This is a genomic window from Subtercola boreus (assembly GCF_003399625.1).
In the GTDB taxonomy this organism is placed as follows: Bacteria; Actinomycetota; Actinomycetes; order Actinomycetales; family Microbacteriaceae; genus Subtercola; species Subtercola boreus_C.
On record NZ_NBXA01000021.1, the window covers coordinates 79,330 to 100,317 of the forward strand.

The 20,988-nt window shown below is 65.5% G+C and carries 18 protein-coding genes; 4 read left to right on the forward strand and 14 right to left on the reverse strand.

Annotation, left to right across the window (positions count from 1 at the left end):
* Positions 1-33 precede the first annotated feature (33 nt).
* Genes zwf through pgl form a run of 3 tightly spaced genes read left to right on the forward strand, consistent with a single transcriptional unit; the run spans position 34 to position 3,339 of the window.
* Entirely contained in the window at positions 34-1,575 is a 1,542-nt protein-coding gene (gene zwf, locus B7R21_RS09970; RefSeq protein WP_116283112.1) for a glucose-6-phosphate dehydrogenase, read from the forward strand.
* A complete protein-coding gene (locus tag B7R21_RS09975) occupies positions 1,572-2,546 on the forward strand; it encodes a glucose-6-phosphate dehydrogenase assembly protein OpcA (RefSeq protein ID WP_116283113.1) in 975 nt (324 codons plus the stop codon). The genes zwf and B7R21_RS09975 overlap by 4 nt, the downstream gene beginning before the upstream one ends.
* 22 nt (positions 2,547-2,568) lie before the next feature.
* Positions 2,569-3,339: a 6-phosphogluconolactonase gene (gene pgl / locus B7R21_RS09980; RefSeq protein WP_116283115.1), complete on the forward strand. Its 771-nt coding sequence runs from the start codon at positions 2,569-2,571 to the stop codon at positions 3,337-3,339.
* 123 nt (positions 3,340-3,462) lie between these two features.
* Here the strand turns inward: pgl and B7R21_RS09985 are convergent, their stop codons facing one another.
* The 12 genes from B7R21_RS09985 to uvrB all read right to left on the reverse strand — a co-directional run bounded on the left by B7R21_RS09985 (position 3,463) and on the right by uvrB (position 17,623).
* A complete protein-coding gene (locus B7R21_RS09985) occupies positions 3,463-3,834 on the reverse strand; it encodes an RNA polymerase-binding protein RbpA (protein WP_116283116.1) in 372 nt (123 codons plus the stop codon).
* Between the two features lie 10 nt (positions 3,835-3,844).
* The gene (gene secG / locus B7R21_RS09990; protein ID WP_116283117.1) at positions 3,845-4,096 is read right to left on the reverse strand and encodes a preprotein translocase subunit SecG; all 252 of its coding nucleotides are present in this window, start codon (positions 4,094-4,096) and stop codon (positions 3,845-3,847) included.
* Positions 4,097-4,205: 109 nt separating this feature from the next.
* The gene (gene tpiA / locus B7R21_RS09995) at positions 4,206-4,991 is read right to left on the reverse strand and encodes a triose-phosphate isomerase (protein ID WP_216364198.1); all 786 of its coding nucleotides are present in this window, start codon (positions 4,989-4,991) and stop codon (positions 4,206-4,208) included.
* Positions 4,988-6,208: a phosphoglycerate kinase gene (locus B7R21_RS10000; RefSeq protein WP_116283120.1), complete on the reverse strand. Its 1,221-nt coding sequence runs from the start codon at positions 6,206-6,208 to the stop codon at positions 4,988-4,990. Before B7R21_RS10000 ends, tpiA begins: the two co-directional genes overlap by 4 nt.
* Before the next feature lie 13 nt (positions 6,209-6,221).
* Entirely contained in the window at positions 6,222-7,229 is a 1,008-nt protein-coding gene (gene gap, locus B7R21_RS10005; protein ID WP_116283121.1) for a type I glyceraldehyde-3-phosphate dehydrogenase, read from the reverse strand.
* A 110-nt stretch (positions 7,230-7,339) separates the two neighbouring features.
* Positions 7,340-7,963 carry a superoxide dismutase gene (locus B7R21_RS10010; RefSeq protein ID WP_116283123.1) on the reverse strand — a complete coding sequence of 208 codons (624 nt, stop codon included), beginning with the start codon at positions 7,961-7,963 and terminating at the stop codon, positions 7,340-7,342.
* Between the two features lie 42 nt (positions 7,964-8,005).
* Positions 8,006-8,983, reverse strand: a complete 978-nt coding sequence (gene whiA, locus B7R21_RS10015; protein WP_116283125.1) for a DNA-binding protein WhiA — start codon at positions 8,981-8,983, stop codon at positions 8,006-8,008.
* Between the two features lie 60 nt (positions 8,984-9,043).
* A complete protein-coding gene (rapZ, locus tag B7R21_RS10020; RefSeq protein ID WP_116283126.1) occupies positions 9,044-9,922 on the reverse strand; it encodes an RNase adapter RapZ in 879 nt (292 codons plus the stop codon).
* Positions 9,923-9,973: 51 nt separating this feature from the next.
* A complete protein-coding gene (gene uvrC / locus B7R21_RS10025) occupies positions 9,974-11,827 on the reverse strand; it encodes an excinuclease ABC subunit UvrC (protein WP_116283128.1) in 1,854 nt (617 codons plus the stop codon).
* On the reverse strand, positions 11,824-14,715 hold the full coding sequence (gene uvrA, locus B7R21_RS10030; protein WP_116283130.1) for an excinuclease ABC subunit UvrA: 2,892 nt from the start codon (positions 14,713-14,715) through the stop codon (positions 11,824-11,826). The genes uvrC and uvrA overlap by 4 nt, the downstream gene beginning before the upstream one ends.
* A 428-nt stretch (positions 14,716-15,143) precedes the next feature.
* Positions 15,144-15,443 carry a helix-turn-helix domain-containing protein gene (locus B7R21_RS10040; RefSeq protein WP_116283131.1) on the reverse strand — a complete coding sequence of 100 codons (300 nt, stop codon included), beginning with the start codon at positions 15,441-15,443 and terminating at the stop codon, positions 15,144-15,146.
* Positions 15,444-15,559: 116 nt separating this feature from the next.
* Positions 15,560-17,623, reverse strand: a complete 2,064-nt coding sequence (uvrB, locus tag B7R21_RS10045) for an excinuclease ABC subunit UvrB (protein WP_116283132.1) — start codon at positions 17,621-17,623, stop codon at positions 15,560-15,562.
* Between the two features lie 93 nt (positions 17,624-17,716).
* On the opposite strand from uvrB, the gene B7R21_RS10050 reads away from it, so the two are divergent.
* Positions 17,717-18,742, forward strand: coding sequence for an ATP-dependent 6-phosphofructokinase (locus B7R21_RS10050; protein WP_116283133.1), 1,026 nt, complete (start codon positions 17,717-17,719; stop codon positions 18,740-18,742).
* Here the strand turns inward: B7R21_RS10050 and coaE are convergent.
* Both coaE and rpsA read right to left on the reverse strand, forming a co-directional pair.
* Positions 18,739-19,386 (reverse strand): dephospho-CoA kinase, encoded by a 648-nt coding sequence (gene coaE / locus B7R21_RS10055; RefSeq protein ID WP_116283135.1) that lies wholly within the window; start codon positions 19,384-19,386, stop codon positions 18,739-18,741. The two genes, B7R21_RS10050 and coaE, sit on opposite strands and share 4 nt — an antisense overlap.
* A 111-nt stretch (positions 19,387-19,497) precedes the next feature.
* Positions 19,498-20,958, reverse strand: coding sequence for a 30S ribosomal protein S1 (gene rpsA / locus B7R21_RS10060; protein ID WP_116283136.1), 1,461 nt, complete (start codon positions 20,956-20,958; stop codon positions 19,498-19,500).
* Positions 20,959-20,988: the final 30 nt, after the last annotated feature.

Genomic DNA, 20,988 nt, shown 5'->3' on the forward strand with positions numbered 1-20,988 from the left:
TTCCCCCACACCACAGCACACGCAAGGAGCACGATGCCACCGGTAGAGATCACACCGGATTTCAATCCGCTGAGGCTTTCGACGGATCGCCGTCTGAACCGGATCGCAGGGCCGAGCGCCCTGGTGATCTTCGGTGTGACAGGCGACCTGTCACGGAAGAAACTCATGCCGGCGGTCTACGACCTCGCCAGCAGAGGTCTCCTTCCGCCGGGCTTCTCGCTCGTCGGGTTCGCACGCCGTGACTGGGAGGACCAAGACTTCGAGCGGGTCGTGCACGACTCGGTCAAGGAGTACGCCCGCACGCCGTTCGATGAAGATGTCTGGCGCCAGCTCTCCGAGGGCATCCGGTTCGTGTCGGGGGAATTCGACGACGACTCGGCGTTCGAGCACCTCAAGGAGGTCATCGACGAACTCGACGCGAACCGCGGCACGATGGGCAACCACGCGTTCTACCTGTCGATCCCGCCCAAGGCATTCCCGCTGGTCACCGAGCAGCTCCGTCGTTCGGGCCTCGCCCGACCGGAGCCCGGCCAGTGGCGCCGTGTCGTCATCGAGAAGCCCTTCGGCAGCGACCTGAAGACGGCCCGCGAACTCAATGATGTCGTCGAGTCGGTGTTCGCGCCGGATGACGTCTTCCGCATCGACCACTACCTCGGCAAGGAGACGGTGCAGAACATCCTGGCCCTCCGTTTTGCCAACCAGCTCTACGAACCCATCTGGAACGGCAACTACGTCGACCACGTGCAGATCACCATGGCCGAGGACATCGGTGTGGGCGGCCGCGCGGGCTACTACGACGGAATCGGCGCCGCACGCGACGTGATCCAGAACCACCTGCTCCAGCTGATGGCGCTCACCGCGATGGAAGAGCCGATCTCGTTCAACGCCGCAGACCTGCGCGCCGAGAAGGAGAAGGTGCTGGCGGCCGTCAAGCTGCCGAAGGACCTCTCCCACTCGACCGCACGCGGCCAGTACTCCAGCGGTTGGCAGGGCGGCGAGTATGTTCCCGGCTTCCTCGAGGAAGACGGCATGAACCCCGAGTCGACCACCGAGACATATGCCGCTGTGCGCATAGACATCGCGACCCGCCGGTGGGATGGCGTGCCGTTCTACCTGCGGGCGGGCAAGCGCCTCGGCCGCCGGGTCACCGAGATCGCTGTCGTGTTCAAGCGGGCGCCCCAGCATCTGTTCGCCGAGAGCCAGACGTCTGAGCTCGGCTCGAACGCCTTGGTGATCCGTGTGCAGCCCGACGAGGGTGTGACCATCCGGTTCGGATCGAAGGTTCCGGGTGCTGGAGTGCAGGTGCGCGACGTGACGATGGACTTCGGCTACGGCCACGCCTTCACCGAGGCCTCGCCTGAGGCATACGAACGTCTCATCCTCGACGTGCTGCTCGGTGACCCGCCCCTCTTCCCGCGCCACCAGGAGGTGGAGCTCTCGTGGAAGATCCTCGACCCGATCGAGGAGTACTGGGCAACGCAGGGCCAGCCCGACCAGTACCGGCCCGGCACCTGGGGCCCCGATTCGGCCGATGAACTACTAGCCCGCGACGGAAGAACCTGGAGACGCCCATGATCGTCGACTTTCCCGACACCAACACCAGCAAGATCTCGAAAGCACTCGTCAAGATCCGTGAAGAGGGCGGCGCTGTCGCCCTCGGACGGGTTCTGACGCTGGTCATCCGCACGAGCCTCGGGCACGAAGAGGAGGCCATCGAGGCCGCCAACGACGCCTCGCGCGAGCATCCGATGCGCGTGATCGTTGTCTCCACCGATACCGACATCGACGCCGCCCGGAGCGGACGCGGTGCCCGGCTCGACGCTCAGATCCGGGTGGGCGGCGATGCCGGCGCGAGCGAGGTGGTGCTGCTGAAGGCCTACGGCGCTGCGGCATCCGACGAGGAGGGGCTCGTGACGGGCCTCCTCCTGCCCGACGCTCCCGTCGTCGTCTGGTGGCCCGGCGAGTCGCCCGACAAGGCGTCGACGTCGAGCCTCGGGCGCATTGCGCAGCGTCGCATCACGGATGCCTCCAACCACCCGAACCCGGTGGAGTCCCTCATCCGGCTCTCCGAGACGTATGCACCCGGCGACACCGACTTCGCATGGACTCGCCTCACGCTCTGGCGGGCCCAGCTCGCCGCGGTTCTCGACCAGCCGCCTTTCGAACCGGTTCTCTCTGTCGAGGTCCAGGGCGCGTCCGACTCCCCGTCGACGCTGCTGCTCGCTGCGTGGCTCGGGCATCAGCTCGAAGTGCCGGTGACCTATGGGCTCACCAAGCGTGCCAACGGGTCCAGCGGCATCCACAGCGTGAAGCTCGTGCGTGAGTCCGGCGTCATCGAGCTCGCTCGCGAGATCCCGAATGTGGCGACCCTCGTGCAGCCGAACCAGCCGACCCACGACCTCGCGCTGCCCCGTCGCAACCTCCGCGACTGCCTGGCCGAGGAGCTGCGCCGCCTCGACCCCGACGACCTGTATGGTGAAGTCATCTCGGTGGGTCTTGCTGAGTTGTTCGAATCGACCGATGTCGGCCTTCGCAGCCGTTCATAAGTAGTTATTAGGGCTGAAAACTATGACAACCGATCGCCGCGTACTGGTGCACCCAGACAAGGATTCTCTGGCCGGGGCGGTCGCCGCTCGCTTCATCACGAAGATCATCGACATACTCGATGAGAACGACGAAGCCCACGTGGTGCTGAGCGGCGGGAGCGTGAACACGGCCGTCCTGGCCGCGATCCGAAACTCCCCGGCCCAGAACAATGTGGACTGGAAGCGCATCAGCTTCTGGTGGGGCGACGAACGTTTCGTTGAGGCGGGAAGCGCCGACCGCAATGACGGGCAGGCTCGTGAGGCGTTGCTCGACCACGTCCCTGTCGACGAGGCGAAGGTCCACGCCTTCGCCTCGTCGGACGAGATCACCGACATCGACGAGGCTGCGGCGTCGTACGCTGCCGAACTCGAGGCCGCGGCTCCGGATGGCGCGCGGTACCCGCGCTTCGACATCATGTTCCTCGGGGTCGGCCCCGACGGGCACATCGCCTCGCTCTTCCCCGGGCTCCCCGGCATCACCGAGACCGAGAAGACCGTCATCCCGGTGCTGAACTCCCCCAAGCCGCCGCCTCTCCGGTTGAGCCTGACTCTTCCGGTCATCCAGTCGGCCGACCGGATCTGGCTGGTCATGGCGGGCTCCGACAAGGCGTCGCCTCTCGGTCTGGCGCTGGCCGGGGCATCCATTGAAGAGGTGCCGGCCGCAGGCGCCGAGGGCCGCAAGCGCACCGTCTTCTTCGTCGATCAGGATGCTGCGGCCGAGGTTCCCGAGAACCTCATCGCTCCCTCCTACTGAGCCGGCGCTCCTACGGAGCCACACTCCCGCTGGGCCACACTCCCACTGGCCACTGACACAACGAAGAAGGGCCGGAGATCATCTCTCCGGCCCTTCTTCATTCGTTATGCGTGGCGCGTGACGCTACTTCGTGCTGGGTGCCGCCGTGCCGCGGCGCGCACGCAGCTGGGCGAGAGCGTCTTCGAGGAGCTGGGCTGCCTCTTCTTCGGTACGACGCTCCTTCACGTAGGCGAGGTGCGTCTTGTAGGGCTCGAGCTTTGCCACCAAGGGTGGGTTCAGCTGGTCTCGGCCTGCCGGAAGGCCCGACTGGGGAGAGTCGATCGTCTCGGGGATCTCCTCGATCGGCAGGCTCGCCGCGAAGTAGCGCACGGTCTCGTTGCCGAGTGCGTCCCAGTAGGAGACCTTGATGCGATCGGCGTGGTAGCCCCGATCCTGTTCGCCCATGGGCCCTGCGCCGACGCGCGAACCCCTGATGGCGCTTCCGCCTGATGCCATGGAATGTCCCCTAGTTTCCGGAATCGAACTTGGTGATGAGACCCAGGACGATGATGCTCGCGACCCAGATCACACCGAGAATGACGGTGATGCGGTTGAGGTTTCGCTCTGCGACACCGGATGCACCGAGGTTCGAGGTGACACCACCACCGAACATGTCTGAGAGCCCACCACCGCGACCGCGGTGGAGCAGGATCAGAAGTGTCAGAAGCAGACTGGTTATGCCGAGCAGAACCTGCAAGACGACCTGGAGGATTTGCAACGGTTACCTTTCACACACGACGGGAGACGATCAGCCCCCCGCTAGACCAAGGCAAGTATACCTTGGTTCGACGAATTCGATCGCGGCGCCTGAAGGGCGCGCTGGAGGCTCAGACTCCGACGTGCTTCTTGTAGCGCACGATGGCACTGAACTCGTCGAGATCGAGGCTCGCGCCGCCGACCAGGGCGCCGTCGACATTGGGCTCACGCATGAAGCCGGCAATGTTGCCCGATTTGACCGAACCGCCGTAGAGGATGCGCGTTGCGGCGGCGGTGTCGGCGCTGAGGGTCTCGGTGAGCTCGGCCCGGAGGGCCGCACAGACCTGTTCGGCCTGGTCCGGTGTTGCCGCCTGGCCGGAGCCGATGGCCCAGACGGGCTCGTAGGCGACGACGATGTTCGCGTCGGACGCCACACCCGCAAGGGCTGCCTTCAGCTGGGCGACGGGAACGGCGCTCGGTCCGAACTTCTCGAGGTCCTCGGCGGTCTCGCCGACGCAGAGAACGGGAACGACCCCGTGCTTCAGGGCAGCGGCGACCTTGGCGCCGATCTCCTCGTCGGACTCGTTGTGCAGGGTACGGCGTTCGGAGTGACCGATGATGACGTAGCCGCATTCGAGCTTGGAGAGGAAGGCGCCCGAGATCTCACCGGTGTATGCACCGGAGTCGTGCGCCGAGACATCCTGCGCACCGTAGGCCAGTTCGAGCTTGTCGGCCGAGACGAGTGTCTGCACCGAACGCAGATCGGTGAACGGCGGGAAGATCGCGACCTCGACGTCGTCGAAGCTGTGCGATGCGTCCTTCAGGCTCCAAGCGAGCTTCTGCACAAACGCTATCGACTGCAGGTGGTCGAGGTTCATCTTCCAGTTGCCGGCGATGAGGGGGGTGCGGGTTGTCATGCTGTCCATCCAAGAACGTCGAGGCCGGGCAGGCGCTTGCCCTCGAGGAATTCGAGGCTCGCTCCCCCGCCCGTGGAGATGTGACCGAATTGGTCGTCGGTGAAACCGAGCGCGCGAACGGCCGCTGCGGAATCGCCACCGCCGACCACGCCGAGGCCGTCGACCTTTGTCAGTGCGGCGGCAATGGATCGGGTGCCCTCGGCGAACGGGGCGAGTTCGAAGACGCCCATCGGGCCGTTCCAGAAGACGGTGTGCGAGGACTCGATGATGTCGGCGAAGGCTGCAGCAGTCTCCGGACCGATGTCGAGGCCGAGCCCGCTTTCACCGAACGGGGTCTCCTCGATGGTCTGCGCGCTGGTGACGGTGTGCTCGGCATCTGCACCGAACTTCGACGCCACGACGACGTCGGTCGGAAGGACGATCTTCACCCCGAGCTCGGCCGCCTTGTCGAGATAGCCCTTCACGGTGTCGATCTGGTCCTTCTCGAGCAGGCTGGCGCCCACCTGGTAGCCCTGGGCCGCCAGGAACGTGAAGAGCATGCCCCCGCCGATCAGCAGCGAGTCGACCTTCGGCAGCAGGTGGCCGATGACCCCGAGCTTGTCGGAGACCTTCGAGCCACCGAGCACGACCGCATAGGGGCGGGTGGGCTTCTCGGTGAGCTTCTCGAGCACATCGAGCTCGGTCTCGATCAGGAGGCCCGCAGCGCTCGGCAGCAGTTCGGCGAGTTCGTAGACGCTCGCCTGCTTGCGGTGCACCACGCCGAAGCCGTCGGACACGAAGACATCGGCGAAGGCGGCGAGCTGGGAGGCGAAAGCACGACGCTCGGCGTCGTCCTTCGAGGTCTCTCCCGCATTGAATCGGAGGTTCTCGAGCAAGAGGAAGTGCCCGTCGCCGGAAAGGGCGGCAACGGCATCCTGAGCCGCCTGGCCGACGGTGTCGACGGCGAAGGCGACCGGCTCCTCGAGGAGCTCGGAGAGCCGTGCCGCGACAGGCGCCAGGCTGTACTTCGCTTCGGGCCTGCCCTCAGGGCGCCCGAGGTGGCTCACAATAACCACCTTGGCGCCCTGAGAGGCGAGTGCCCGGAGCGTGGGAAGTGACGCGCGGATACGCCCGTCGTCGGTGATGGTGCCGTCTTTCAACGGCACGTTCAGGTCGCAGCGGATGATGACTGTCTTGCCATCGAGCGACCCGAGGGACTCAAGCGTACGTATCGTCACTTCTCGGTATTCTCTACAGCTTGCCGGCGACGAACTCGGTGATGTCGACGAGACGGTTGGAGTAGCCCCACTCGTTGTCGTACCACGAAGCCACCTTGACCTGGTTGCCGATGACCTTGGTCAGGCCGGCATCGAAGATCGACGAGTGCGGGTCGCCGACGATGTCGCTGGAGACGATCTCGTCCTCGGTGTACTTCAGGATGCCCTTCAGCGGTCCCTCGGCGGCAGCCTTGTACGCGGCGTTGACCTCGGCCACAGTGACGGGCTTGGTCGCCTCGACCGTGAGGTCGGTGATCGAGCCGGTCGGAACCGGAACGCGGAGTGCGTAACCGTCGAGCTTGCCGACGAGCTCGGGGATGACGAGGCCGAGCGCCTTGGCGGCACCGGTCGAGGTCGGGATGATGTTGACAGCCGCTGCACGTGCACGGCGGAGGTCGCTGTGCGGGCCGTCCTGCAGGTTCTGGTCGGCGGTGTAGGCGTGCACGGTGGTCATCAGGCCACGCTCGATGCCGAAGTTCTCCATGAAGACCTTGGCGAGGGGCGCGAGGCAGTTCGTGGTGCAGGAGGCGTTCGAGATGATGTCGTGGATCGAGGGGTCGTACGTTCCCTCGTTGACGCCGAGCACCAGCGTGGCGACGTCGTCGCCGGTGGCGGGAGCCGAGACGATGACCTTCTTGGCGCCACCCTCGATGTGCTTGCGGGCATCCGACGACTTGGTGAACCGGCCGGTGGACTCGATGACGATGTCGACACCCAGCTCGCCCCACGGCAGGTTGGCGGGATCGCGCTCGGCGAGAACCAGGATCGGCTTGCCGTTCACGATGATGTTGTCACCGTCGAGCTCGACGGTCGCGTCGAGGCGGCCGTTGATGGAGTCGTATTTGAGGAGGTGGGCGAGAGCCTTGTTGTCGGTCAGGTCGTTCACGGCGACGATCTCGATGTCGCTGCCCTTGGCGAGGGCTGCTCGGAAGTAGTTACGGCCAATGCGGCCGAAGCCGTTGATGCCGATCTTTACGGACACGTAGTGCTCCTGTGAGTGTGGCCCCGCGGGGCTGGATGATGTTTTCGTACAGGTGTTACCGGTGGAGAAAGGGTGGCGGGCCCCCCGTGGAGGGCCCGCTCACAGCGTCGCTATGACAGTACCAGCAGGCCGTTCGTCTTCTCGGTTGCGGCTGCGTAGCGGGCGGCCACGTTCTCCCAGTTCACGATGTTCCAGAACGCCTTGATGTAGTCGGCGCGCACGTTCTTGTAGTCGATGTAGTAGGCGTGCTCCCAGACGTCGAGCATGAGCAGCGGCACGAGGCCGAAGGGCACGTTGCCCTGCTGGTCGAACAGCTGGAAGATGCTGAGCTTCTGGCCCAGCACGTCGTAGGCGAGAACCGACCAACCCGAACCCTGCACGCCGAGCGCGGTCGCGGTGAAGTGGGCCTTGAACTTCTCGAGGTCACCGAAGTCGGAACCGATGGCCTCGGCGAGTGCGCCGGTGGGCTCCGAGGTGTCGGGAGTCAGGTTCGTCCAGAAGATGGAGTGGTTGACGTGGCCGCCGAGGTTGAAAGCCAGGTCTTTCTCGAGCTTGTTGACGGCGCCGAGGTTGCCGGAGTCGCGGGCTTTGGCGAGGGCGGCGTTGGCCGTGTTCGCGCCGGCGACGTAGGTCGCGTGGTGCTTGTCGTGGTGCAGCTGCATGATGGTCGCACTGATGTGCGGCTCGAGTGCTGCGTAGTCGTAGGGAAGGTCTGGAAGGGTGTATTCAGCCATGTTTTTCTCCTTGTACTCGTTTGTAACAGTCTATTGAATGGTTCAGTCGTCGAGGTCGGGCGGCAGGTTCGCGTCCGTGCCGGGGATCCCCAGGTCGAGCGCCTTCTTGTCCGCCATCGCCAGCAGCCGCCTGATGCGCCCGGCGATGGCGTCTTTGGTCATGGGCGGTTCGGCGTGGTGTCCGAGCTCGTCGAGGCTGGCATCCCGGAAGTTCAATCGGAGTGCGCCCGCGTAGCGCAGGTGCTCCGGAACCTCGTCGCCGATGATCTCGAGCGCCCGCTCCACCCGGGAGCACGCCGCCACGGCAGCCTGGGCCGATCGACGGAGGTTCGCGTCGTCGAAGTTCACCAGCCGGTTCGCGGTCGCCCTGACTTCCCGTCGCTGGCGCATCTCCTCCCAGCGGGCCACCGACTGCTTCGCGCCCATGAGCGCGAGCATCGAGGCGATGGCCTCCCCGTCGCGGATGACCACGCGGTGGACCCCGCGCACCTCGCGGGCCTTGGCAGCCACATGCAGCCGCGCCGCGGCGCCGACCAGGGCCATCGCCGCCTCGTTGCCCGGGCAGATGACCTCGAGAGCCGCAGAGCGGCCGGGGTCGGTGAGGGAGCCCTGGGCGAGGAACGCACCCCGCCAGACGGCCCCGAGTTCGTCGACGGAGCCGGTGGTGAGGCGGTTCGGGAGCCCGCGGATGGGGCGGCGGCGGGCATCCAGAAGCCCCGTCTGGCGGGCGAGGGTCTCGCCCCCCTCGAGCACGCGCACGAGGTAGTAGCTGCCGCGCCGCACACCGGAGGCCGGAACGAGCTGCACCTCGCCGCGCACGCCGTAGAGCTCGGCCAGGTCTTTGCGGACCCGCTTGACGAGTTCCGGGGTGTCGAGTTCGGATTCGATGGCGATACGCCCCGAGATCAGGTGGAGGCCTCCAGCGAATCGCAGGATGGTCGCGAGTTCAGCGGCACGGGCCGACGTTCTGGTGACGACAACATCGGTCAGTTCGTTCTTGACATCGGCGGTGAGAGCCAATCTCTTCCATCTCCTTCGCCAGCGTCACCGTGACCCTCGTGGGGCGTGGTGTCGCTGCAGTTATTCGCGACCCAGGTCGCGATGCTTGACACTCACCACGACGCCGGGGTTGGTGCTGATCAGGTCTGCCAGCCTTCGGGCCACGGCGACTGAGCGGTGTTTGCCGCCCGTGCAGCCTATGGCAATTGTGGCGTGGCGTTTGTTCTCACGCTGGTACCCGGCGAGCACGGGAGCGAGGGCCCGGGCGTAGTTCTCGATGAAATCCAGTGCACCCTCCTGCTCGAGCACGTAGTCGCTCACCTCAGGATCGAGGCCGGTCCTGTCTTTGAGCTCCGGAATCCAGAACGGGTTCGGGATGAAGCGGCAGTCGGCCATGGCGTCGGCATCGGCCGGGGCGCCGTACTTGAAGCCGAAACTCATGATCGTGACCTGAACGCCGGCCGTGTCGACGGCAGAGAAGCGCTCCTGAACTGCATTGGCCAGCTGGTGCACGTTCAGATCCGACGTGTCGATGATGATGTCGCTCGACTCACGGATGGCGGTCATCCGGGCCCGCTCCGCCCCGATTCCGTCGAGCAGGGTGCCGTTGCCCTGCAGCGGGTGCGGGCGCCTCACCTGCTCGAATCGACGGACGAGGGTCGCATCCGTCGCCTCGAGGAAGACCACGCGCACGGTGACGCCACTCCGGAGGGCCTGGATGATGTCCTGCAGGTCGGTGAAGAAGTCGCGCCCGCGCACGTCAACTACGGCCGCGATCCGCGGGAGGGTCGACCCGGCATGCTCGGCGAGATCGACCATCGGCCGGAGCATCTGCGGGGGGAGGTTGTCGACGACGTACCAGCCGAGATCCTCGAGGGCATTCGCCACCGTCGACCGGCCTGCGCCCGACATCCCGGTCACAATGAGCACTTCCTGCTGGCCAGCAGTGTCGGGTGTCATGCGTTCAGCCTAGCGGGCCGGGGAGCAGGGCAGCCCGCGGCATCCCTCGCATCAGACCCGCAGCTGCCGGTGGATGGTCGTCGCCAGCTGTTCGCCGACACCCTTCACTTCGGCGATCTCCTCGGGCGTCGCCTGCCGGAGCTTCGAGACAGAGCCGAATTCCTTCAGGAGGGTCTTCACCCGCGCGGGACCCAGGCCGGGAATCTCGGAGAGCACACTCGTGATGTCGCGCTTCCGCCGTGCACGCTGGTGCGTGATGGCGAAACGGTGGGCCTCGTCGCGGATGCGCTGCAGCAGGAACAGCGCCTCGCTGCCACGCGGGAGGATCACCGGGAAGTCGTCGTCGGGAAGCCAGATCTCCTCGAGTCGCTTGGCGAGGCCGGCGAGGAAGATCCCCTGCACACCGGATTCCTTCAGCGCTCGGGCCGCCGCCTGCACCTGGGGCTGGCCACCGTCGACGATCAGAAGGTTGGGCGGGTAGGAGAACTTCTTGGTGGCGCTGTCGGACTCGCTCCGTTCGGAGCCCTCCTCGAGGTAGGCGAGGCGTCGGGTGATCACCTGGTAGATCGAGTCGGTGTCGTCGGTGGTCTCGGGAATGGAGAACCGGCGGTACTGGTCTTTGCGGGCGAGTCCGTCTTCGAAGACGACCATCGACGCGACCACGTTCGTGCCGCCGAGGTGCGACACGTCGAAGCACTCCATGCGCAAGGGGGCATCCGGCATCCCGAGCCCGTTCTGGATGTCGGTGAGAGCCTCTGTGCGCGCCACGAAGTCGGTGCTGCGGCGCATCTTGTAGAGCATCAGGGCGTTCTTCGCATTGAGGGTGGCCGTCTGCATGAGGGCGGCCTTCTCGCCGCGCTGGGCCGTCTTCAGAGCGACTTTGGATGTTCCGCGGCGCTCGGAGAGCCACTGCTCGAGTTCTGCGGCGTCGTCGGGGAGGTCGGGCACGATGATCTCGCGCGGTGGGACCTGGCCCTCGTAGGCGGTCTGCAGGATCGAGTCGACGAGTTCGCCGGTGGTCAGGTCGAGCTCCTTGTCGACCATCCATGCCCGCACGCCGCGGATGCGCCCGCCGCGCACGATGAACTGCTGCACCGCCGCCGCCAGCTCGTCGTGCTCGATGCCGAAGAGATCGGTGTCGACGCTGTCGGCGAGCACGACGGTGCTCTTCTCGAGCACAGCGTCGAGCGCGTGCAACTGGTCGCGGTACCGCGCCGCCTTCTCGTACTCCTGGCTCTCGGAGGCCTCGCGCATCCGCTTCGTCGTCTCGGTGACGAAGCGTTTGTCATGCCCGTTCATGAAAGCAATGAAGTCGCTGACGAGCTCGCGGTGCTCCTCGATTGTGACTTTGCCCGAACACGGCCCGCCGCAACGCCCGATCTGGCCGGGGAAGCACGGCCGGCCGCTCTGCATGGCTTTCTTGTAGCTCGAATCGGAGCAGGTTCTGATGGGGAAGGCCTTGATCATCAGGTCGATCGTGTCGTGAACGGCCCAGATCTTCGGGTACGGACCGAAATACTTGGCGCCCTTGATCTTCTGGTTGCGCGTGACCATCACCCGCGGAGCTTCGTCGCCGAGCGTGATCGCCATGAATGGGTAGCTCTTGTCGTCGCGGAACTTCACGTTGAAGGGCGGATCGAACTCCTTGATCCACGTGTACTCGAGTTGCAGGGCTTCGATGTCGGTGCCGACGACGGTCCACTCGACGCTCGACGCCGTCGTGACCATCCGCCGGGTGCGCTCATGCAGGCTCCGGAGCGGCCCGAAGTAGTTGCTCAGCCGGGCACGGAGGTTCTGCGCCTTGCCGACGTAGAGCACGCGCTGGTTCGCATCGCGGAAACGGTAGACGCCGGGCTGGGTCGGGATCTCCCCCGCCTTGGGCCGGTAGCTGACGGTGTCGGTCATGACGCCTTTCGCCGCGTGCCTTCCTCCGCATCCAGGATCTCTTTCAGGAAGAAACCGGTGAAGCTCTTCTTGACCCGCGCGAGCTGCTCCGGCGTGCCGGTGGCGAGCACCTTGCCACCGCCCGAGCCACCCTCGGGACCCAGATCGATGAGCCAGTCCGCACTCTTGATGACATCGAGATTGTGCTCGATCACGATGACGGTGTTGCCCTTGTCGACGAGCCCGTTCAGCACCAGCAGGAGCTTTCGCACGTCTTCGAAGTGCAAACCGGTGGTCGGCTCGTCGAGCACGTACACCGAGCGGCCGTTGGAGCGCTTCTGCAACTCGGTCGCGAGCTTGACGCGCTGTGCCTCGCCGCCCGAGAGGGTCGTGGCGCTCTGGCCGAGACGCACGTAACCGAGGCCGACCTCGACGAGCGTCTTGAGGAACCGGTGGATCGCGCCGATCGGCTCGAAGAACTCGGCCGCCTCCGCGATCGGCATCTCCAGGACCTCGGCGATGTTCTTGCCCTTGTAGTGCACGAGGAGGGTGTCGCGGTTGTAGCGCGCTCCCCCGCAGACCTCGCACGCCACGTAGACGTCGGGCAGGAAGTTCATCTCGATCTTGATCGTGCCGTCGCCGGAGCACGCCTCGCACCGGCCGCCCTTGACGTTGAAGCTGAACCGGCCGGGCTGGTAGCCGCGGGTCTTCGCCTCGATCGTCTCGGAGAAGAGCGTACGGATGCGGTCGAAGACCCCTGTGTAGGTCGCCGGGTTCGACCGTGGGGTGCGGCCGATCGGGTTCTGGTCGACGTGCACGACCTTGTCGAGGTTCTCGAGACCCGTGACCCGCTTGTGCTTGCCCGGGAGCTTCCGCGCACCGTTCAGCTTGTTGGCGAGCACCCGGTAGAGGATGTCGTTGACCAGCGACGACTTGCCGGAGCCGCTCACACCGGTGACGGCGATGAAAGTACCGAGAGGGAAGCTGACCGTCACGTTCTTGAGGTTGTTCGCTTCGGCACCGACGACGACGATCTCGCGGCTCGGGTCGAGTGGGCGTCGCCGGTCGGGGATGTCGATCGACTTGCGGCCGGAGAGATAGTCGCCCGTGAGGCTCTCGGTGTTCGCGAGCAGGCCCTCATAGGAGCCCGAGTGCACGACCCTGCCGCCGTTGACGCCCGCACCGGGGCCGATGTCGACCACCCAGTCCGCGGTGCGGATCGTGTCTTCGTCGTGCTCGACGACGATCAGCGTGTTGCCGAGGTTCTTCAGCTTGACGAGGGTCTCGATGAGACGACGGTTGTCGCGCTGGTGCAGGCCGATGCTCGGTTCGTCGAGCACGTAGAGCACTCCCGTGAGACCCGATCCGATCTGCGTCGCGAGACGGATGCGCTGGGCCTCGCCACCGCTCAGGGAGGCGGCGGCTCGGGCGAGATTCAGGTAGTTCAGCCCGACCTGGATGAGGAAGTCGAGCCGGAGCCGGATCTCGCGGAGCACCTGCGCGGCGATGTGCGCCTCACGGTCGGTGAGGGTCAGTTCGTCCATGAAGGACTGCGCGTCGGAGAGGCTGATGTCGGTGACGTCGGCGATGCTGTGCCCGTTTACGAGAACAGCGAGCACCTCGGGCTTCAGTCGCTTGCCGTTGCAGACCGGGCAGGCCACCTCGCGGAGGTACTCCGACCAGCGGGCCCGCTGGTTGTCGGTCTCGGCCTGCAGGTACTGGCGTTCGATGTAGGGCACCACGCCCTCGAAGCCGGAGGTGTAGCTCATCTCGCGGCCGAAGCGGTTCTTCCACTTCACCCGCACCTCGAAGTTGTCTCCGCGGAGCACGGCCTCCTGCACCGTCTTGCTCAGCTCGTTCCAAGGAGTGCTGAGTTCGAAGTCCAGGTCGCGCGCGAGGCCCTGAAGCAGCTTGTCGTAGTAGTTGTAAAGGCCCTTGCCCTGCGTCGACCACGGGACGAGCACACCCTCGTTGATGCTGAGCTCCGGATCGCCGAGCAGGAGGTCTGCGTCGACAGACATGCGCGTGCCGAGGCCCGAGCACTCGGGGCAGGCGCCGAAGGGAGCGTTGAACGAGAAGGTGCGCGGCTCGATCTCGGTGAGCTGGATCGGGTGCTGGTTCGGGCAGCTCAGCTTCTCGCTGAACGTCTGCCAGGCATCCGGGCCGTCGGCGTCGACGTAGTTGACCTGCACGATGCCGTCGGTGAGCCGCAGGGCGGTCTCGAGCGAATCGGTCAGCCGGCCGAGGATGTCGGGGCCGGCCACCAGGCGGTCGACGACCACCGAGATGTCGTGCTTGAACTGCTTCTTGAGCTTCGGTGGCTCGGTGAGCTGGATGGTGTCACCGTCGACCACGGCGCGAGAGTACCCACCGGCTGCCAGCTCCTTGAAGAGGTCGACGAACTCACCCTTCTTCTGCGAGACGACCGGGCTGACGATCTGGTACCGGATGCCCGCCTCGAGCTCCATCAGCTGGTCGGCGATCTGCTGCACCGTCTGGGCGGAGATGACCTCGCCGCAGACGGGGCAGTGGGCGATGCCGATGCGAGCCCAGAGGAGCCGCATGTAATCGTAGATCTCGGTGATGGTGCCGACCGTCGACCGTGGGTTGCGGTTCGTCGACTTCTGGTCGATGCTCACCGCGGGGCTGAGCCCCTCGATGAAGTCCACGTCGGGGCGGTCGACCTGCCCGAGGAACTGGCGCGCGTATGCGGAGAGGCTCTCGACGTAGCGTCGCTGGCCCTCGGCGAAGATCGTGTCGAAGGCGAGACTCGACTTTCCGGAGCCGGAGAGGCCCGTGAAGACGACGAGTGAATCGCGTGGGATGTCGAGATCGACGTCTCGAAGATTGTGCACGCGGGCACCGCGTACACTCAGTTTTCCGGCGGAATCCACCTTGGTAATTGACACCCTAGAAGTCTATGGTCTGCCACTGACACTCCCTCCCGCGGGGTGCGCAGGCCTCCCGTTCTACGCTGAGAGCGGAGCCGGTTGCGGCGCCCGGCGCGCGCCCCCGCGCCCCGCTCCCCCGCCCCACGCTCCCCCGCCGCACGCTCCCCCGCCCCACGCTCCCCCGCCCCACGCTTCGCGCTCTCCCTGTGGTTCCGCGCATGTTTGTCGCTTCCGCGCCTGCGCGCGCACCCGCGGAAGCGCCAAACTGCAGCGGAACCGATCTGATCGCGGGGGCGCACCGCAGGGGAGGCTCGTGACCGTGCCCCGCGATCAGGTCGACACCGTCACCGCCCGCGAACGCCAACCGTGCACTCACGGCGCCCGCGAACACCAACCGTGCACGGCTCGCGCCCGCTGTCCGGTGCAGCACACCTGCGGCCGTCGCTCTAGCCGCGTTGGGTGCGCTCACGGATGAACTCAGCCGCCGTCAGTGTGTGCGAGCGCCCGGGCACCATCTCCGGGCGGATACCCGTGAGCCACGATCCCGGATCCGCACTCAGAGCACCCGCCAGCGCGACGATGGTCGAGAGGCTCGGATTCGTCTGGCCTCGCTCGATCTTGCCGACGTTCGTGACGTGCATCTCTGCCAGCTCGGCGACGTGCTCCTGACTCACCCCGAGGTGGAGGCGGGACGATCGCACGCGATCGCCGAAGATGCGGGCGGCTTCAGAATGCAGTTCTGGCATACCTCATGAGTACTCACCTGAGTGATTCGCTACCAGAGCGCAGAGGCCAGATGCTTTGAAACCTTGCTCATGTTGTGCTGTGAATCTGGAGTGGACGCAGATTTCATGAGTATAGCTCAGATATGGCCTGCCTTCTCCATCTGGCGGAGTTCGCGTTTCAGATCACCGAGTTCGTCGCGGAGCCGCGCAGCCAGCTCGAACTTCAGCTCGGCCGCCGCTGTCATCATCTGGTCGTTGAGATCGGCGATCAGACCTTCGAGCTCGTTTGCTCCAGCGGCCGCGATGCCCTCGCGACGGAGGTTCGGTGTCGGGCTCTTCTTCCTGCCGCCGCGACCGGCGAGGAGTTCGGCCGTGTCGGCACCCTCCCGCGCGAGCATCTCGGTGATGTCGTTGATCTTCTTGCGGAGCGGCTGAGGGTCTACACCGCGCTCGAGGTTGTAGGCCACCTGCTTCTCGCGTCGCCGCGTGGTCTCCTCGATCGCGCGGGCCATCGAATCCGTCATGACGTCCGCGTACATGTGCACCTGGCCCGACACGTTCCGCGCCGCTCGGCCGATGGTCTGGATGAGAGACGTCGACGACCTGAGGAACCCCTCCTTGTCGGCATCCAGAATCGCCACCAGTGACACTTCGGGAAGGTCAAGACCCTCCCGAAGCAGGTTGATACCGACCAGCACGTCGTAGACGCCGGCGCGCAGCTCGGTGAGCAGTTCGACACGGCGGAGCGTGTCGACATCCGAATGCAGGTAACGCACACGCACTCCGTGCTCCCCCATGAAATCGGTGAGCTCCTCGGCCATCTTCTTCGTCAGGGTGGTGACGAGGATGCGCTCGTCTTTCGCCACGCGGATGCGGATCTCCTCGAGCAGGTCGTCGATCTGCCCCTTGGAGGGCTTCACGATGATCTCGGGGTCGATCAGGCCGGTCGGCCGGATGATCTGCTCGACCACCCCGTCGGCGATGCCCATCTCGTATTTGCCGGGCGTCGCCGAGAGGTAGACCTTCTGGCCGACCCTGTCGTTGAACTCGTTCCAGCGGAGCGGCCGGTTGTCGAGGGCGCTCGGGAGCCGGAAGCCGTGCTCGACCAGCGTGCGCTTCCGAGAGGAGTCGCCCTCGTACATCGCCCCGATCTGCGGAACCGTGACGTGTGACTCATCGATGACCACGAGGAAGTCGTCGGGAAAGTAGTCGAGCAGGCAGTGCGGCGCCTCGCCGGGGTTCCGGCCGTCGATGTGGCGGGAGTAGTTCTCGATGCCCGAGGTGAAACCGATCTGCTGCATCATCTCGAGGTCGAAGGTGGTGCGCATCCGGAGCCGCTGGGCCTCGAGCAGCTTGCCCTCGCGTTCGAGCTGCTTCAGCCTGTCGGCCAGCTCCTCCTGGATGGTGCCGATGGCGCGGTGCATCACATCGGTGTCGGCGACGTAGTGCGATCCCGGGAACACCGAGACCGAGTCCATCTTCCGGACGACGTCGCCGGTGAGCGGGTGCAGTTGGTAGAGCGCCTCGATCTCGTCACCGAACATCTCGACACGGATCGCGAGCTCTTCATACATCGGGATGATCTCGATGGTGTCGCCCCGGACCCGGAAGTTGCCCCGGGAGAAGTCGATGTCGTTCCGCTGGTACTGCATGGAGATGAATTTGCGGATCAGCCAGTCCCGGTCGAGCTTCATGCCGACCTGCAGTGCCATCATGGCGTTCATGTACTGCTCGGGCTGGCCGAGGCCGTAGATGCAGGAGACGGTGGAAACCACGATGACGTCGCGTCGGCTGAGAAGCGAATTGGTCGTCGAGTGCCGCAGCCGCTCGACCTCCGAGTTGATCGAGCTGTCCTTCTCGATGAAGGTGTCGGTCTGCGGAACGTAGGCCTCCGGCTGGTAGTAGTCGTAGTACGACACGAAGTACTCGACAGCGTTGTTCGGCATCAGCTCACGGAACTCGTTCGCCAGCTGCGCCGCCAGGGTCTTGTTGTGGGCCAGCACGAGCGTCGGCCGCTGCACCGCCTCGATGAGCCAGGCCGTCGTTGCCGACTTGCCGGTACCGGTCGCGCCGAGAAGCACCACATCTGTCTCGCCGGCATTGATACGGGCCGTCAGTTCGGCAATCGCGGTCGGCTGGTCGCCGCTCGGCGTGTAGTCGCTGATGACTTCGAAGGGGCGGACAGAGCGAGTGGGTTCCATGGTCCAAGTTTACGAAGGGCCACTGACACCGGCTCCCCTCCGGCCCCGATCGCCCGTCGATTACGCTGTGCGGGAAAGCCATAGGGTATAGCCATGCGAATTGGAATTCTGACCAGTGGTGGAGACTGCCCGGGCCTGAACGCGGTCATCCGCGGCATCGTGCTGAAAGGCACCGAGATCAACGACCAGGAGTTCGTCGGCTTCCGCGGCGGCTGGCGCGGTGTCGTCAAGTCCGACCTGATCGAGCTCGGCCGTGCGAACGTGCGCGGCATCGCCAAAGAGGGCGGCACCATCCTCGGCACGTCCCGCACGAACCCCTTCGAGGGAGACGGTGGCCCCGAGCGCATCCAGGCGAACATGGAGCGTGAGGGCATCGACGCCATCATCGCCATCGGCGGCGAAGGCACGCTCGCAGCAGCCAAGCGGCTCACGGATGCCGGACTCAGGATCGTCGGAGTGCCGAAGACCATCGACAACGACCTCGATGCCACCGACTACACCTTCGGCTTCGACACCGCCGTGCAGATCGCGACCGACGCGATGGACCGGCTCCGCACCACCGGGGACTCGCACAGCCGCTGCATGGTCGCAGAGGTCATGGGCCGACACGTCGGATGGATTGCACTGCACTCCGGCATGGCGGCCGGCGCCCACGCCATCCTCATCCCCGAGCAGAAGACCACCATGGAGGAGGTGCGCGGCTGGGTCGAGAGCGCCAATGCCCGCGGGCGTTCTCCGCTCGTCGTCGTTGCCGAAGGGTTCATCCCCGGCACGACGGATGACCCCCACTCCGAGCGCGGACTCGATGCATTCGGCCGCCCCCGCCTCGGCGGGATCGGGGAACGCCTCGCCCCGATGATCGAGGAGATGACGGGCATCGAGACCCGTGCAACCACTCTCGGGCACATCCAGCGCGGTGGAGTACCGAGCGCTTTCGACCGCGTTCTCGCGACCCGGCTCGGCATGGCCGCCAGCGATTCGGTGCAGGCCGGCAACTGGGGCCAGATGGTCGCTCTCCGCGGCACCGAGATCGTCAACGTGGGCTTCGAGGAGGCCCTCGGCAAACTGAAGACGGTTCCGCAGTCGCGCTACGACGAGGCCGCCCAGCTGTTCGGTTAGGCGCCGGCTCCGGATGCCGTCGCGCTGCGCGCGCCGATCCCGGGCAACGCCCTGACGGTCTGCCAGACGGCATCCGCCTGAGCGATCGTCTCGTCGAGGGTGCCGTTGGTGTCGATGACGGCATCGGCGATCGCCAGGCGCTCGGCTTCCGTGGCCTGTGAGCCTACCCGCGACCGGGCATCCACCTCGGACATCCCTCGAAGCTCGACGAGCCGCTTCACGCGCGTCTCCTCTTTGGCGCTCACCACGACGACGAAGTCGAAATCGTAGGGTCGCTTGCTCGCCTCGAGGAGGAGCGGTACGTCGTAGACGACGATGGCCCCCGGATCGGCTTCCCCGGCAGCGGTGATGCGCTCGAGGCCAAGGCGATGCACAGCCGGATGCGTGATGGCGTTCAGCTTCTGCAGCTGCTCGGGCTGGCCGAATACGCGCTTGCCGAGAGCCGGACGATCGAGGCAACCGTCGGGCCCAATGAGGTCGGCTCCGAACGTGTCACTGATCTTCTGCAGAGCATCCGTTCCCGGTTCGACGACCTCGCGGGCGAGCTTGTCCGCATCGACGATGACGGCCCCGAGCTCGGCGAGGCGGGCGGAGACGGTGGACTTTCCGGAGGCGATGCCGCCGGTGAGGGCTACGAGATGCACGTCTTCATATTAGCGAAGGCGTCGGCGGCCATCAGGGGCGTTGCGTCTGCCGGGAATGGCGAGAGGCCGCCCTCCCGAAGGAGAACGGCCTCTCGTGGTGAAACGGTGTGACTAGTTGTTGGAGCTGAGCTTCTCGCGAAGCGCCGCGAGGGTCTCGTCGTCGGCGAGGGTGCCGGCTCCGGTCGACTCGCTCGAGAACGACGAACCAGCGGAAGCGCCGCCGCTGACCTCATTGAGCGGGGTCTCCTCGTTGGAGGTCGCAACCTGCTTCTTATGGGCTTCCCAGCGAGCCTGGGCTGCAGCGTAGTCCTGCTCCCACTTCTCGCGCTGGGTCTCGAAGCCTTCGCGCCACTCGTTGGTCTCCGGGTCGAAGCCCTCGGGGTACTTGTAGTTCCCCTGGTCGTCGTACTCGGTGAGCATTCCGTACAGTGCCGGGTCGAACTCGGTGCCCTCGGGGTCGACACCCTCGTTGGCCTGCTTGAGGCTCAGCGAGATGCGGCGACGCTCAAGGTCGATGTCGATGACCTTGACGAACACGTCGTCGCCGACCGAGACAACCTGCTCGGCGAGTTCGACGTGCTTGCCCGACAGCTCGGAGATGTGCACGAGGCCCTCGATGCCCTCTGCGACGCGAACGAACGCGCCGAAGGGGACGAGCTTCGTGACCTTGCCCGGTGCAACCTGGCCGATGGCGTGGGTGCGGGCGAAGACCTGCCACGGGTCTTCCTGCGTCGCTTTGAGCGACAGGGAGACGCGCTCGCGCTCGAGGTCGACCTCGAGGATCTCGACGGTGACCTCCTGGCCCACCTCGACGACCTCGGAGGCGTGCTCGATGTGCTTCCAGCTGAGCTCGGAGACGTGAACCAGACCGTCGACGCCGCCCAGGTCGACGAACGCACCGAAGTTGACGATCGACGAGACGACGCCCTTGCGGACCTGTCCCTTCTGGAGGTTGTTCAGGAACGTGGTGCGGCTCTCCGACTGCGTCTGCTCGAGCAGCGCGCGGCGCGACAGGACGACGTTGTTGCGGTTCTTGTCGAGCTCGAGGATCTTCGCTTCGATCTCCTGGCCGAGGTACGGCGTGAGGTCACGAACGCGGCGGAGCTCGATGAGCGAGGCCGGCAGGAAGCCACGGAGACCGATGTCGACGATGAGGCCACCCTTGACGACCTCGATGACCGAACCGGTGACAACACCGTCGGCATCCTTGATCTTCTCGACGTCGCCCCACGCACGCTCGTACTGCGCACGCTTCTTCGACAGGATGAGGCGGCCTTCTTTGTCTTCTTTCTGAAGAACAAGGGCCTCGACCAGGTCGCCGACCTGGACGACCTCTGTCGGGTCGACGTCGTGCTTGATGGAAAGTTCGCGAGAGGGAATGACGCCCTCTGTCTTGTAACCGACGTCGAGGAGAACCTCGTCGCGGTCAATCTTTACAACGGTGCCTTCGATGAGGTCTCCGTCGTTGAAGAACTTCAGTGTCTTCTCGACCGCGGCAAGAAAGTCTTCAGCAGACCCGATGTCGTTGACGGCGACCTGCTTGGGTGCCCTGTCGGTCGTTACGATTGTCATGTAGTAGTTGCTCCAGTATGGACATATATC